Origin of the sequence: Phycicoccus jejuensis (genome assembly GCF_000720925.1) — a bacterium.
GTDB lineage: Bacteria > Actinomycetota > Actinomycetes > Actinomycetales > Dermatophilaceae > Phycicoccus > Phycicoccus jejuensis.
In genome coordinates this window covers 86,188-99,064 of sequence record NZ_JOEE01000002.1, presented here as the reverse complement: position 1 = coordinate 99,064, position 12,877 = coordinate 86,188, and the positions used below count along the sequence as shown (strand labels likewise).

Annotated in this window: 11 protein-coding genes; 6 read left to right on the top strand and 5 right to left on the bottom strand. The window is 72.9% G+C overall.

Going from position 1 to position 12,877, the window contains the following annotated elements:
* Nucleotides 1–99 precede the first annotated feature (99 nt).
* Complete coding sequence (locus IG69_RS0104375) at nucleotides 100–5,148, bottom strand: GH92 family glycosyl hydrolase (RefSeq protein ID WP_245616078.1); 5,049 nt, start codon at nucleotides 5,146–5,148, stop codon at nucleotides 100–102.
* Nucleotides 5,149–5,413: 265 nt separating this feature from the next.
* Between IG69_RS0104375 and IG69_RS0104370 the strand changes: the two genes are divergently transcribed.
* From IG69_RS0104370 to IG69_RS0104355, 4 genes are all read left to right on the top strand, one after another.
* Complete coding sequence (locus IG69_RS0104370; protein WP_030526957.1) at nucleotides 5,414–6,421, top strand: LacI family DNA-binding transcriptional regulator; 1,008 nt, start codon at nucleotides 5,414–5,416, stop codon at nucleotides 6,419–6,421.
* A 187-nt stretch (nucleotides 6,422–6,608) separates the two neighbouring features.
* A complete protein-coding gene (locus IG69_RS0104365) occupies nucleotides 6,609–6,947 on the top strand; it encodes an ArsR/SmtB family transcription factor (protein ID WP_030526956.1) in 339 nt (112 codons plus the stop codon).
* A 5-nt stretch (nucleotides 6,948–6,952) separates the two neighbouring features.
* A complete protein-coding gene (locus IG69_RS0104360) occupies nucleotides 6,953–7,429 on the top strand; it encodes an SRPBCC family protein (RefSeq protein ID WP_030526955.1) in 477 nt (158 codons plus the stop codon).
* Between the two features lie 14 nt (nucleotides 7,430–7,443).
* Nucleotides 7,444–7,860: a VOC family protein gene (locus IG69_RS0104355; RefSeq protein WP_030526954.1), complete on the top strand. Its 417-nt coding sequence runs from the start codon at nucleotides 7,444–7,446 to the stop codon at nucleotides 7,858–7,860.
* Between the two features lie 3 nt (nucleotides 7,861–7,863).
* On the opposite strand, the gene IG69_RS19940 is transcribed toward IG69_RS0104355, so the two are convergent.
* Nucleotides 7,864–8,049: a hypothetical protein gene (locus IG69_RS19940; RefSeq protein ID WP_036829056.1), complete on the bottom strand. Its 186-nt coding sequence runs from the start codon at nucleotides 8,047–8,049 to the stop codon at nucleotides 7,864–7,866.
* A gap of 40 nt (nucleotides 8,050–8,089) precedes the next feature.
* Between IG69_RS19940 and IG69_RS0104345 the strand changes: the two genes are divergently transcribed.
* Together IG69_RS0104345 and IG69_RS0104340 are read left to right on the top strand one after the other, a co-directional pair.
* Nucleotides 8,090–8,746: a hypothetical protein gene (locus IG69_RS0104345; RefSeq protein WP_030526953.1), complete on the top strand. Its 657-nt coding sequence runs from the start codon at nucleotides 8,090–8,092 to the stop codon at nucleotides 8,744–8,746.
* A gap of 121 nt (nucleotides 8,747–8,867) precedes the next feature.
* Complete coding sequence (locus IG69_RS0104340; RefSeq protein WP_245616077.1) at nucleotides 8,868–10,634, top strand: S8 family serine peptidase; 1,767 nt, start codon at nucleotides 8,868–8,870, stop codon at nucleotides 10,632–10,634.
* Nucleotides 10,635–10,816: 182 nt separating this feature from the next.
* Here the strand turns inward: IG69_RS0104340 and IG69_RS0104335 are convergent, their stop codons facing one another.
* Genes IG69_RS0104335 through IG69_RS0104325 form a run of 3 tightly spaced genes read right to left on the bottom strand, consistent with a single transcriptional unit; the run spans nucleotide 10,817 to nucleotide 12,805 of the window.
* Nucleotides 10,817–11,176 (bottom strand): fluoride efflux transporter FluC, encoded by a 360-nt coding sequence (locus IG69_RS0104335; protein ID WP_030526951.1) that lies wholly within the window; start codon nucleotides 11,174–11,176, stop codon nucleotides 10,817–10,819.
* Nucleotides 11,173–11,583, bottom strand: a complete 411-nt coding sequence (locus IG69_RS0104330) for a fluoride efflux transporter FluC (protein WP_030526950.1) — start codon at nucleotides 11,581–11,583, stop codon at nucleotides 11,173–11,175. The genes IG69_RS0104335 and IG69_RS0104330 overlap by 4 nt, the downstream gene beginning before the upstream one ends.
* 4 nt (nucleotides 11,584–11,587) lie before the next feature.
* Nucleotides 11,588–12,805 (bottom strand): pyridoxal phosphate-dependent aminotransferase, encoded by a 1,218-nt coding sequence (locus tag IG69_RS0104325; RefSeq protein ID WP_030526949.1) that lies wholly within the window; start codon nucleotides 12,803–12,805, stop codon nucleotides 11,588–11,590.
* Nucleotides 12,806–12,877 lie beyond the last annotated feature (72 nt).

Here is a 12,877-nt window from a genome sequence, read left to right as displayed (position 1 = left end):
CCTCCACATTTCGGGGTCACCCCGAAATGTCCACGAGACCCCGGTTCGGAACCGGGGTCTCGCGAACGAGCTCGTGCGTCGAGCCGGCGGCGGACGCGCTCAGCGGACGGTGACCACCAGCGTGCCGACGACGTCCGAGCGGGTGTCGCCCGCGAGAACCGTCACCGTGTAGGTGCCGGCCGCGGCCCAGGTGTGCCGCCCCGAGAGGCGCACGGCGCCGTCGGAGCCCGCAGCGAGCGTCGCGTCCTCGGTCACGCTGCCGTCGCCCCACTGCACGCGAGCCGTGTAGGCCTCGCCGGGCACGCCGCCCGACACCGTGCCGAGCGGCACCGTCGTCGCGCTGCCGCGCCGGGCGGTCGTCGCCCCGGCCGCGTCGAGGGCGACGGGGGCACCGTCGTCGGCGACGGCGAACACGTGGACGCGTCCGGCCGTCTGCGGGTCGCCGGTCTGCTCGGGCATCGTCACCGACACCACGGACCGGCCGGACGGCACCTCGAGCGGCGCCGTGGCGAACAGCTTGAGGCGGCACGGGTCCGTCCCGGTCCCGTTCGTCCGGTAGGCCAGCTCGACGGCCACGGTGTTGCCGAACTTCGCCGAGCCGCACCAGTCGCCGTACTGCAGCGGGTAGTCCGCGGTCGAGCCGTCGTCGAACGTCACCGTGGCGGTGGTGTCCTGGTCCTTCTGCGTCGCGGTGCCGATGAGCGACATCCGCGTCGCACCCGGCGCCAGGGTGACGTCGAGGGTCTGCCCGGCGCCCGACGCGCTGTCGGGCTCACCCGCCGGCACGGCCGGCAGCGACCAGCGCAGGTCGGTGCCCGGGACGGTCTGCACCCGCCCGGGGACGACGCCCTCGTCGGCCAGGGCCTGACGGGCGATGCCGGACCGGCCGCCGTCACAGGGGACGGCCGTGCCGACGTCACCGATGCACTGCAGGTCGAAGCCCTTCGCGTACGACGGGACGACGGCCTGGTGCACGGTCACGGCGGCCAGCCCGCTCGCGGACTCCTTGCCGGACGTCACCGTGACCCGCGGCTGGTAGAAGCCCGGCTCGGTCCACGTGTGCGACCCGCTGACCGTCGAGGTCCCGAGGTCGCCGACCTTGACACGGCCGGGGGACGAGGTGCCGTCACCCCAGTCGACCGTCACCGTCGGCGCCGTCTCCTGACCGCCGCGCCCACCGGCGAAGGTCGCCAGCGTGCCCGACCACTCGCGGCCGACGGAGGTCTCCGCCGCGTCGGCACCGGTGACCGACAGGGGTCCTCGCGCCGCCTTGGTGCCGTCGGTCAGCAGCTCGACCTCCGAGAGGTTGACCGCACCGTTCGCCGCGGTGACGACGAGCCGGTAGCTCGCGTACGCGCCGGGGTGGCGGATCTCGAACGGCCGGGTCTGCACCCGCCACGGGAAGGTCTCGCCGGAGCGCCGGTCGAGGGTCTTCCAGTGCTTGCCGTCCTTCGAGCCCTCGAGCCGCCAGGCCGTCGGGTCGCCCTTCTGGGGACCGGAGGTGAGCGTGTACCAGGTGGCGCGCTGCCCGGGGCCGGAGAGCGTGTACGACACCGTCGGTCGCCTGGTCGTGAACGTCGCGGCGGTGCGCGAGGTGTCGTCGAACAGCGACTTGGCGCTGCTGCCGTCCGCGAGACCGGTGGCCGTGGCCGTGGCCGAGCCACGCCCGGCGCCGGTGGCGTCGCGCAGCGGGTTCGGCGCGTCCGTGCCCTTCGTCAGCGACGGCGGCAGGTCCTGCGGCCGCGAGCCGAACGACGAGGGGCGCGTGCCCATCGCGAACCGGACGGTCGTGCGGCCGGCCAGCTGCGACTGGTCGATCGACACGCCCGACTGGCGCTTGCCGTCGATGCTCACGCCCTGGACGTAGATCGCCCGCTCCGAGTTGCCGGGCGCCTCGACGACGAGGTCACCCTGCGTGCGGTGGACGGTCGTCTTCGTGAACTTCGGTGAGCCGATGGCCCACTGCGACGACCCGACCTGCAGCGGGTAGATGCCGAGGGACGAGAGCAGGTACCACGCCGACATCTCGCCGTTGTCCTCGTCGCCGGGGTAGCCCTGCCCGATCTCGCCGCCCACGTAGAGACGCCGCATGATCTCGCGGACCTTCTCGGCCGTCTTCCACTGCTGGCCCGTCCAGTCGTACATGTACGGGATGTGGTGCGAGACCTGGTTGCTCTGACCGAGCATCCCCATCCGGACGTCGCGGGCCTCGAGCATCTCGTGGATGACCCCGCCGTAGCCGCCGGGCTTCGTCGCGGTCTCCGGCGTCGCGAAGAACTCGTCGAGCTTCTTCGCGAGGCCGTCCCGTCCGCCGTAGAGGTTGGCCAGGCCGACGCCGTCCTGCGGTGCGTGGAAGGCGAAGTTCCACCCGTTGGTCTCGGTGAAGTCGCCCCCCCAGTCCTCCGGGTCGAAGGACGCCGCGTCCGGGAAGTCGCCGTCCGCCGCGCGGCCGCGGAAGAAGCCGGTCTCGCGGTCGAAGCTGTTGACGTAGTGGGTCGCCCGCTCGAGGAAGTACGCCGACTCCTCGCGCAGCTGGGCCCGTCGGTCCTTCGGGGTCCGGCGGTCCGTCGCCAGCTTCTTCGCCATCTGGCCGATGCCGTAGTCGTTGACGAAGCCCTCGAGCCCCCACGACACCGACTCGTGCGTGGCGTTGCTCGTGTAGCCCTTGAAGGTCGAGGTGTCGATGCCCTTGCGGCCGACCGCGCTCGAGGTCGGCAGCACCGTGGCGTTGCGCACGGCGGCGTCGTAGGCCGCGAGCGGGTCGGGCAGGTCGACGCCCTTGACGTAGGCGTCGGCGAACGCCACGTCCGAGCTCGTGCCGGTCATCAGGTCGGCATAGCCCGGCGAGGACCAGCGCGCGACCCATCCGCCGTCCCGGTACTGCTGGACGAAGCCGTCGGCCAGCTCGGCGGCGACCTCCGGGTAGAGGAGGCTGTAGGCCGGCCACACCGTCCGGTAGGTGTCCCAGAAGCCGTTGTTGACGTAGATCTTGCCCTTGACGACCTTCGCGTTGGTGCGGGTCGCGGTGGCGTCACCGTCCTTCGGCGACACCGGGCTCGCGTAGGCGTACTTCGGCGAGCGGGCCGTCCCGGTGTTCTCGAACTGGCTGTTGGGGTAGAGGTTGAGCCGGTAGAGGTTCGAGTACAGCGTCGAGCGGTCGGTGTCGTTCGCGCCCTCGACCTCGACGACCCCGAGCCGCGCGTTCCACGCGGCGTTGGCGGCCTGGCGGACGCGGTCGAAGCCACGCCCGGCGAGCTCGAGCGCGTGGTTGTGCTTGGCCTGGTCGAGCGAGATGAACGAGGTCGCGAGCCGCAGCGTCACGGCGCGGTCGGTGCTCGTGTCGAAGGTGGCGTAGCGCGTGCCGTCGTGCCCGTCGGGGGCGGTGCCGGCGCCGGTCGGCTTCTGCGAGAACGTGCCGTAGACGAACATCCGGCTGCGGCCGGCCGAGAGGCCGCTGCCGTTGTCGACCCAGCCGGTCACCGTGTTCGTGCCGGCTTGCACGGTGAACTCCCCGTCGTCATTGACGGTGTCGAGGACGAGGTGGCCGGTGGCCGTGTCCTTCGGGAAGGTGAAGCGGAAGACGCCACCGTGGTCGGCCGGGGTCTGCTCGGCGACGGTGCCGTCCTCGAGCACCGCCCGGTAGTAGTCGGGGTGCGCGATCTCGGTCGCGTGGTCGAAGGCCAGGCCGCGGGCGTCGGCGTCCCCGGTGGGCGTGCCGGACGCGGTCGACGGCATGACGGACAGCTGGTTGCGGTCACCCATCCACGGGCTCGGCTCGTGCGAGACCGCGAGGCCCTGCAGGACAGGGCGGTTCCGCTCGTCGTTGGCCGACTGGTAGTAGTACTGCCACGACTGGGAGGTCGCGTCGGTGACCGGCGTGAGGAACGTGAACCCGTTGGGCAGCGCGCTGATCGGCAGGTTGTTGCCGCGCGAGAAGCTGCCCGAGGCGTTCGTGCCGCGTCGGACGTCGACGAAGTTGGTCAGTTCGCGGCCGTCGACGACGGCGGGCTTCCCCTCGATGCTCACGTCGTCCAGCCAGCCGCCGAAGCGGGTGTCGGCTGCCGCCGTCGGGTTGTCGTAACCGAGGAGGATCGCGTCGACCGTGCGCCCGGCGGCCACCCGGCCGAGCTCGACCGTCACGGCGTTCCACTGGTTGGCGTAGAGGATCTTGCCGCGTCCCTGGCCGCTCGGGCTCGCCTCGGTGCCGTGGGCGTCGGTGGCCCGCAGGTCCGAGAGGAAGGTGCCGTCGGTGAAGCGCAGGTCGACGGCCGTGTACGTCGACGGGTAGGTCAGGTCGCCGCTCACCATGTCCGGGAAGATCTTGTACGTGAGGCGGCTGGCGTGCCCGACGGGGACGTCGACGTCGAACAGCCGGTTCCAGGCGTAGCCCCGTCCGGCCGCGGTGTGGCCGCCGGAGTAGCGCAGGGCCTTGACGCCGGTCCAGCCGACGAGCGGCTTGATGTTGAAGCCGGAGATCGGGCCGGGGCCGGTGCGCGTCACCATCGGCGAGACGGTGCCCGGGCCGGTCGTGCCGTCGCTGATGTCCCAGTCGGCGAGCTGCACGAGCCCGCCGGAGTGGTTGGCCGTCACGTCGAGCCGGTAGAAGCGGTACTCGGCGGGGGCGTCGACCTCGAAGTCGAGGGTCGCGAAGCGCTGCGGGAAGTCGAGGCCGGTCTCGCGGTCGAGGTCGGTCCACGTCGTGCCGTCGGCGGATCCCTGGAGGGTGACGTCCTTCGGGTCGCGCTCGGGGGAGTCGTTGGCCGAGGTCATCGACCAACTCACGACGGTCGCCGGCTTCGCGAGCTCGTAGCGGACCCAGCCGGAGGGCTCGAAGGCGAGCCACTTGGTGTCGGGGTTGGCGTCCGCGAGGCTCGAGGCGGCCTCGTTCGGGGCGTTCTCGGCGCTGGCCGTCACGTCGGTGACCTGGCCGAGGAGGCTGCCGTCGGTCGACGCCGTGCCGGTGACGTTCTGCTGGAGCGGGCCCTTCGGCCCCTGCTCGACGCTCGAGTCGGCCGGCTGCGGCTGGCCCTCCTCGAAGGAGGTCGAGAAGTCGCCCGGCGCCGGGGCGGCCGCGCTCGGCAGCGCCGCTCCCGACACCGTGGCGGCCGCGACCGCGAGGACGGTGGCCCCCGCGCGGAACCTTGTCATGACACCCATCGGTCCTCCGTGCTCGCCCGCGTCGGGCGTCGTGCCGGCTGTCCGGGGCGGCGACGACGCGGCAGGTGAGGCCGTCGAGGGGGCGTCGCTGCCCACCGGTGCGGCGAGCCTCGGTGGGGGCGCGGCGGCCGGCAAGCCGGGACGCGGGCTTGTCCGGTCAGGACATCCGACCGGACAACGGGGTGTCGGGCGGGGTGGACGTCGCGCCCGCCTCGCTGGTCGCGGCGCCGTGTGGTGTCATGACGTGGTGACAGCGATGTCGGCCAACCGGACACCGGGGCGCCCCACGATGGCCGAGGTGGCCGCGGAGGCGCACGTGTCGGTCAAGACCGTGTCGCGGGTCGTCAACCACCAGGCCGGCGTGCGCCCGGACACCGCAGAGCGGGTGAGAGAGGTCATCCGGCGCACCGGTTTCCGCCGTGCGGGTGGGCTCGCGACCATCCGGGAGGGACGGACGTTCACGATCGGGCTGGCCGTCGAGGAGCTCGCCAACCCCTTCTACTCGCAGATCGCGGCCGGGGTCGAGCGCGAGGCCCGGATGCACCAGTACCACCTCATCACCGCGTCGGCCGAGAACTCCCCGAACCGCGAGCGGGCCGTCATCCGGGCGCTGCTGGCCCGTCGGGTCGACGGCATCGTCGTCGTCCCCGCCGGCGAGACACCGGTGGCCGACCCCGAGGTCGAGGGGGCCGGGGCGCCGATCGTCCACCTCGACCGGCCGGTCCGCGGCGCGACCTGCGACACCGTCCTCAGCGACAACGTCGGCGGGATGCGCAGCGCGGTCGAGCACCTCGTCGCGCACGGGCACCGGCGCATCGGCTTCCTCGGCGACGACCCCGAGTTCTGGACGGCGCGCCAGCGCCGCGAGTCCTTCCTCGCGACCCACGTCTCCCTCGGGCTGCCCCGCACCCCGCCGGTCGCGATGGGGCCGCACTCGGGCGAGTCGGTGCGCACAGCGCTGGGGGAGTGGGCGGCCGACCCCGAGCCGGTCACTGCCGTCGTCACCGGCAACAACCGCGTGACGGTGCTGACGCTCGTCGCGCTGCGCCACCTCGGGCTCGACCTGTCGCTCGTCGCGTACGACGACTTCGAGCTGGCCGAGCTCGTCGACCCACCGGTCACCGCCGTCCACCAGGACCCCACGGCGATGGGCGAGAAGGCCGCGCAGGTGCTCTTCGCCCGCCTGCTCGGGGACGAGTCGCCGCCGCGCACCATCGTCCTGCCGACACGCCTCGTCGTCCGCGGCTCCGGCCGCCGCCGCTGACCCGCCGCCCCCTCATCCGCCGCCCCTCACCTGCCACCGCCTCCCCGCCGCCCCCTCCCCGCCGACCCTCCTTCCGCGCGAACGCGTGTTGACTCGCCGAGGAGCCCCGGCGAGCCAACACACGTTCGCGGAGAAGTGCGCAGAGATCAACTTGACGGTTGATCAACGATCTGGTTGAGTATGTCTCGTGGACGACGAACTGGTGGACCGGGGCTTCGCGGCTCTCGCCGACCCCGTGCGCCGCGCGATCATCGCGCGGCTCAGCCGCGGGCCGGCCACCGTCGGCGAGCTCGCCGAGCCCTTCGGGATCAGCGTGCAGGCGGTCTCGAAGCACATCCAGGTCCTCGAGCACGCGGGCCTGGTCACCAAGGGCCGGGACGCCCAGCGCCGCCCGGTCCACCTCGAACCGGCCGCCCTCGAGCGCCTCACGGCGTGGCTCGACGGCTACCGGCTCGCTCACGAGCGCGGCTACCGCCGCCTCGACGCCCTGCTCGGGGAGCAGTGGCAGGACCTCACGAAGGAGTGAGCAGCATGGCCAACAGCCTCGACCTCGACATCCCGGCCGGTGTGCCCTGGATCGACTTCACCCGCGAGTTCGACGCCCCCGTCGCCGCGCTCTACGCCGCGCACGCCGACCCCGAGCAGGTCCGGCAGTGGCTCGGGCCGCAGGGGTACGCGATGGACGTGCCGCGCTGGGACTTCACGGACGGTGGCGGCTACCGCTACGTCCACCGCTCGCCCGACGGCGGCGAGTTCGGCTTCCGCGGCAGCTTCCACACGGTGCGCACCGACGAGCTCATCGTCCAGACCTTCGAGTTCGAGGGGATGCCCGACGAGGTCGCGCTCGAGCTGCTCCGCTTCGAGGACCTCGGTGACGGGCGCTCGCGGCTGCACGGTCGCAGCATCGGCTCGAGCGTCGAGGGGCGTGACGCGATGGTCGCCTCCGGCATGGAGGGTGGGATGACCGAGGGCTACGTCAAGCTCGACGCCCTCCTGGCCCGGGGCTGAGGGAGGAGCGCAGCGTGGACTGGACCCTCGAGGTCGTCGTCGTCCCGGTCTCGGACCTCGACGCGTCGGTCGCCTTCTACCGGGACCGGGTCGGGTTCCAGCTCGACCACGACACCGACGCCGGCTTCGGCCGGATCGCCCAGCTGACCCCGCGCGGCTCCGGCTGCTCGGTCGTCATGGGCACGATGCCGAACCTGCGGGCGATGCCGCCCGGCAGCCTGCACGGCGTCCAGCTCGTCGTCGCGGACGCCCGGGCGGCGCACGCCGAGCTCGTCGGCCGTGGGGTCGCGTGCGACGAGGTGGTCGTTCTCGACGAGCGGGACGGGGGCACGCTCTTCGGCTTCCGTGACCCCGACGGCAACTCGTGGACGGTGCAGGAGATCCGGGCGCGCGCCGGGCAGCCGCTCCTCCCGCGGGCCGACGACGCCTGAAGGTCAGCGGTCGGCGTCGGGGCGCTCGTCGGCCGCGGCCTCGTCGAGGCGCGCCCGCAGGCGGTCGCGCACCTCGTCCGGCTCGTACGCGCGGCGGCTGCGCTCGTCGCGGGCGACGAGCACGCCGGTCGCCACGACACCGGCCGCGCCGGCCACCCCGAGCAGCTTCCACAGGCGGTTGCGGTCCACGTCGCCACCCTAGCGAGCGCGGCCCGGCAGACTGGGCGCCATGGCGCACACCGGCACCCGGCCCGTCCCCTTCGACGAGGCCGTCGCGGCGGCCCGCACCGGGGACCTGTGGATCTTCCGCGGGGGCACCGTGGCCGACCGCGTCATCCAGACCGCGAGCAACGCGCCGGTCAACCACGTCGGGATGGCCCTCGTCCTCGACGACCTGCCGCCGCTGCTCTGGCACGCCGAGCTCGGCCGCTCGATGCGCGACCACTGGACCGGCGACCACCATCGCGGCGTCCAGCTGCACGACCTCGCCGAGGCCGTCACCACGTGGCAGGTGCGCTACGGGCAGCGGGCGTGGCTGCGCCAGCTCGAGCCCCGCGCCGGCCGGGCCGAGGAGGACGCCGCGCTGCGCACGGTCGCCCGGCTCGACGGCGTCTCGTTCCCGTCGACCGTCCGGCTCGGGTGGCGGTGGCTGCGCGGGCGCGACGCGCACCTGACCCGGCGGGCGCGCGACGTCAAGGGACTGCGCCCCGAGGACGCCTACTGCGCCGAGGTCGTCGCGGCGACGCTCGAGGACATGGGCGTGCTGCGCCCGGACGTCCCGACGAACTGGTACGACCCCGGCCGCTTCTGGAGCGGCGACAGCCTGCCGCTGGCCGACGGCTGGTCCTACGGGCTCGAGGTCGAGGTGGCCGCCGCCGACCGCTGAGAGATCCCCCGATCTCGGGGGTTCCCAGCCCGCGGCCGCTCCCCTACGGTGGCGCCCGGACGCAACGCCGCGTCCATCCCGACGGAGGAGACACACGATGCGACGATCTCGCATGGTTGCGATGACGGGAGTCGTGGCCCTGGCCACGGCGACCCTGGGGGCGGTGACGGCGACGGCATCCGCGCAGCCGACCGCAGCCACGGCCTCGACGGCCCGGACGGCGTACGCCGTGCTCGCCGACGAGGGAACGGACGCGCGGGCCCTGGCGCAGCGCCTCGAGAAGGCCGGCGCCACGGTGACCGCGGTCAACACCGACATCGGCCTGGTCTCGGTCACCTCGACCCGGGGTGGCTTCGCCGCCTCCGCCCGGTCGATGCCCGGGGTCGCGGCCGCCGCGAAGGACGGCGTCATCGGGCGCACCCCGGACGCCGGCAAGGTCAAGGACCGGGTGACCCGCGAGCAGCAGGACACCGCCGTCCGGAGCGCCGCCGCACGCCACAGCAAGGACGACCACAAGCCACCGAAGCCGCCGAAGGGCGCCAAGGCCGACCCCCTCGACTCCCTCCTGTGGGGCATGGACATGATCGGCGCTCCGCAGGCGCACCGCACCGAGATGGGCGACAAGCGCGTCCGGGTCGGCGTGATGGACACCGGCGTCGACGGCTCGCACCCGGACCTCGCCGCGAACTTCGACCGCCGTCTCTCGCGCAACTTCACGACCGACATGCCCGACATCGACGGGCCGTGCGAGTACACCGGCTGCGTCGACCCGGCCGACCACGACGACGACGGCCACGGCACCCACGTCGCGGGCACCATCGCCGCGGCGATGAACGGTCTCGGCGTCTCGGGCGTCGCCCCGAACGTCGACCTCGTCAACGTGCGCGCCGGCCAGGACAGCGGGTACTTCTTCCTCACCCCCACCGTCAAGGCGCTGACCTACGCCGGTGACGCGGGCCTCGACGTCGTCAACATGTCGTTCTACGTCGACCCGTGGGCGTACAACTGCGCCGGCGGAGCGCCGGAGGACAGCCCGGAGGAGGCGGCCGAGCAGGACCTCATCATCCGGTCGATGACGCGGGCGCTCAACTACGCGCACCGCAAGGGCGTCACGCTCGTCGCGGCGCTCGGCAACAACAACGAGGACATCTCCAACCCCCGTACCGACACCTCGAGCCCCGACTACCCCGGCGGCACCGAGCACCCGCGGACGATCGACAAAGCGACCTGCCTCGACCTGCCCGTCGAGGGCCCGCACGTCCTCGGCGTCTCGTCGGTCGGCCCGTCGGAGCGCAAGGCCGACTACTCGAACTGGGCCACCGACCTGCGCTCGGGCGAGATCGAGGTCTCGGCGCCGGGCGGCTGGTTCCGTGACGGCCTCGGCTCCGACACCTACCGCACGAACGGCAACCTCATCCTCTCGACCGCGCCGCTCAACGTCATGCAGGCGGAGGGCCAGGTCGACGAGAACGGCGACATCACGCCGCTCGGGGAGTCGCTCGGCACGATGAAGGACTGCCGCGTCGTCAAGGGCCACGGCCGCGACAAGAGCCGCGAGGTCTGCGGGTACTACCACTACCTCCAGGGCACCTCGATGGCCTCGCCGCACGCCGCCGGCGTCGCCGCGCTCGCGGTCTCGGCCCATGGCAAGTCGCAGCGCCACGGTGGCTTCGGTCTCGCGCCCGACACCGTGCGCTCGATCGTCATGGGCACGGCCCGCGACCACGCCTGCCCGGCGGGTGGCGTCCAGTCGTACACCGACGTGGGTCGCTCGGACCTCTACACCGCCACCTGTGTCGGCGGGAAGGGGTTCAACGGGTTCTACGGCGCCGGCATCGTCAGCGCCTCCGGCGTGGTGGCCAAGCACCACCACGGTCACGGTCACTGACCGAAGCTTCCTGACCGGACGCGCCGCCCGCCCCGCTCTCGCGGGACGGGCGGCGCGTTCCTGCGCGTCGGCGACGACGCGACACAGGGGTTCGTCCGCGAGACCCCGCTTCGGAGCCGGGGTCTCGTGGACATTTCGGGGTCACCCGGAAATGTCGGGGCGGGTGGGGCGGGTGGGGCGGGTCAGGCGGCGAGGGCGTAGCCGAGGGCCGCGGCGCCGAGGCCGAGGACGAGCGAGAGCCCGAGGTTCGCGGCGGCCGCGACGGGGCGGTCGTCGTCGAGGGCCTCCCACAGCTCGAGCGCCAGCGTCGAGAAGGTCGTCAGGGCCCCGCAGAAGCCGGTGCCGACGAGGGCGAGGGCCGAGCCGCCCACCGCGTCGCCGACGAGCACCCCGAGGACGAGCGACCCGACGACGTTGACGACCAGCGTCCCGGCCGGCGGTGCCGCCCGGAGCCGCTCGCGTGCGTAGTGGGCGACGACGAGCCGCAGCGGCGCCCCGACGGCGGCGCCGAGCGCGACGAGGAGCGCGTGCGTGGCGGTCACGGGCCCGGCCAGACGCGCCGGCCGCCGAGCATCCCCGCGGCGACGGCGAGCGTTCCGACGAGGAAGGTCGCGCCGACGTACAGCAGTGCCAGCTGGACGTGGTGCGTGGCGCCGAGCTGCACCGCGTCGACGGCCAGCGCCGAGAACGTCGTCCACCCGCCGAGCACGCCGACCCCCACGAACGGCCGGGCCAGCCGGTGCACCCCCGGGCGGTCGACGAGGAAGGCGACGAGCAGGCCCATCGCGAAGGCCCCGGTGACGTTGACGACGAAGGTGGACCAGGGGAAGGCGCCGACCTCGTGGGGGATGGCGAGCCCGACCGCCCAGCGGCCGAGCGACCCCAGCACGCCGCCGACGGCGACGACACCGAGGGTCGCGCCGTCGGGAAGGGCTGCGGCGGAGGCCATCCCGTCAGGCGCGCATCGTCGCGAGGTGCTCGGCGATGCGGCCGATCGCCTCGGTCAGCGTCTCCTCGTCAGGCAGCGTCACGAGCCGGAAGTGGTCCGGCGCGAACCAGTTGAAGCCGGTGCCGTGCGTCACGAGGATCTTCTTGGCCCGCAGCAGGTCGATGACGAACGCCTCGTCGGACTCGATCGGGTAGACCTCGGGGTCCAGCCGCGGGAAGCAGTAGAGCGCGCCCTGCGGCTCGACGCACGACACTCCGGGGATCTCGTTGAGCAGCCGCCACGCGAGCTTCGACTGCTCCCGGAAGCGACCGCCCGGCCCAATCAGCTCGTTGACCGACTGGTACCCGCCGAGTGCGGTCTGGATGGCGTGCTGCGCAGGGACGTTGGCGCACATCCGCATGTTCGCGAGCAGGGTGAGGCCCTCGAGGAAGTCCGACGCGAGGTGCTTGGGGCCCGAGACCATCACCCAGCCGGCGCGGTAGCCGCAGACCCGGTAGGCCTTCGACAGGCCGCTGAAGGTGAGGCAGAGGACGTCCTCGCCGGCGAACGTCGCGGCGTGGTGGTGCACCGCGTCGTCGAAGAGGATCTTCTCGTAGATCTCGTCGGCCATGACGACGAGGTCGTGGCGCCTCGCGATGTCGACGAGCGCGCGCACCGTCTCCTCCGAGTACACGGCCCCCGTCGGGTTGTTCGGGTTGATGACGACGATCGCGTGCGTGTTCGGGGTGATCTTGGCCTCGATGTCCTCGAGGTCGGGGTTCCAGCCGTTGGACTCGTCGCAGCGGTAGTGCACCGGGGTGCCGCCGGACAGCGAGACCGCGCCGGTCCACAGCGGGTAGTCGGGCGCCGGCACGAGGACCTCGTTGCCGTCGTCGACGAACGCCTGGAGGACCATGGTGATCAGCTCGGAGACACCGTTGCCGATGTAGACGTCCTCGACGCCGGTGTCGCGCAGGCCGCGCGACTGGTAGTACTGCGCGACCGCGGTGCGCGCCGAGTAGATGCCCCTGGAGTCGGCGTAGCCCTGGCTCTCCGGGAGGTTGTGCACCATGTCGGCGACGATGGCCTCGGGCGCCTCGAAGCCGAACGGCGCGGTGTTGCCGATGTTCAGCTTGAGGATCTTGTGTCCCTCGGCCTCGAGGCGCTGGGCCTCGACGAGGATCGGGCCGCGCACGTCGTAGCGCACGTACTGGAGCTTCTGGCTCTGGACGATGCGCCGCATGCGCGACAGTCTCGCAGGCCCCACCCGTCCCACGCAGGGGTGTTTCGCGGGATGTCGCCCACACCGCACGGC

Coding starts and splice junctions, on each gene's coding strand:
- IG69_RS0104360 (WP_030526955.1), top strand. CDS start 6,953: ATGGCCAACAGCCTCGACCTCGACATCCCGGCCGGTGTGCCCTGGATC.
- IG69_RS0104375 (WP_245616078.1), bottom strand. CDS start 5,148: ATGACAAGGTTCCGCGCGGGGGCCACCGTCCTCGCGGTCGCGGCCGCC.
- IG69_RS0104340 (WP_245616077.1), top strand. CDS start 8,868: ATGACGGGAGTCGTGGCCCTGGCCACGGCGACCCTGGGGGCGGTGACG.
- IG69_RS0104330 (WP_030526950.1), bottom strand. CDS start 11,583: ATGGCCTCCGCCGCAGCCCTTCCCGACGGCGCGACCCTCGGTGTCGTC.
- IG69_RS0104370 (WP_030526957.1), top strand. CDS start 5,414: ATGTCGGCCAACCGGACACCGGGGCGCCCCACGATGGCCGAGGTGGCC.
- IG69_RS0104325 (WP_030526949.1), bottom strand. CDS start 12,805: ATGCGGCGCATCGTCCAGAGCCAGAAGCTCCAGTACGTGCGCTACGAC.
- IG69_RS0104345 (WP_030526953.1), top strand. CDS start 8,090: ATGGCGCACACCGGCACCCGGCCCGTCCCCTTCGACGAGGCCGTCGCG.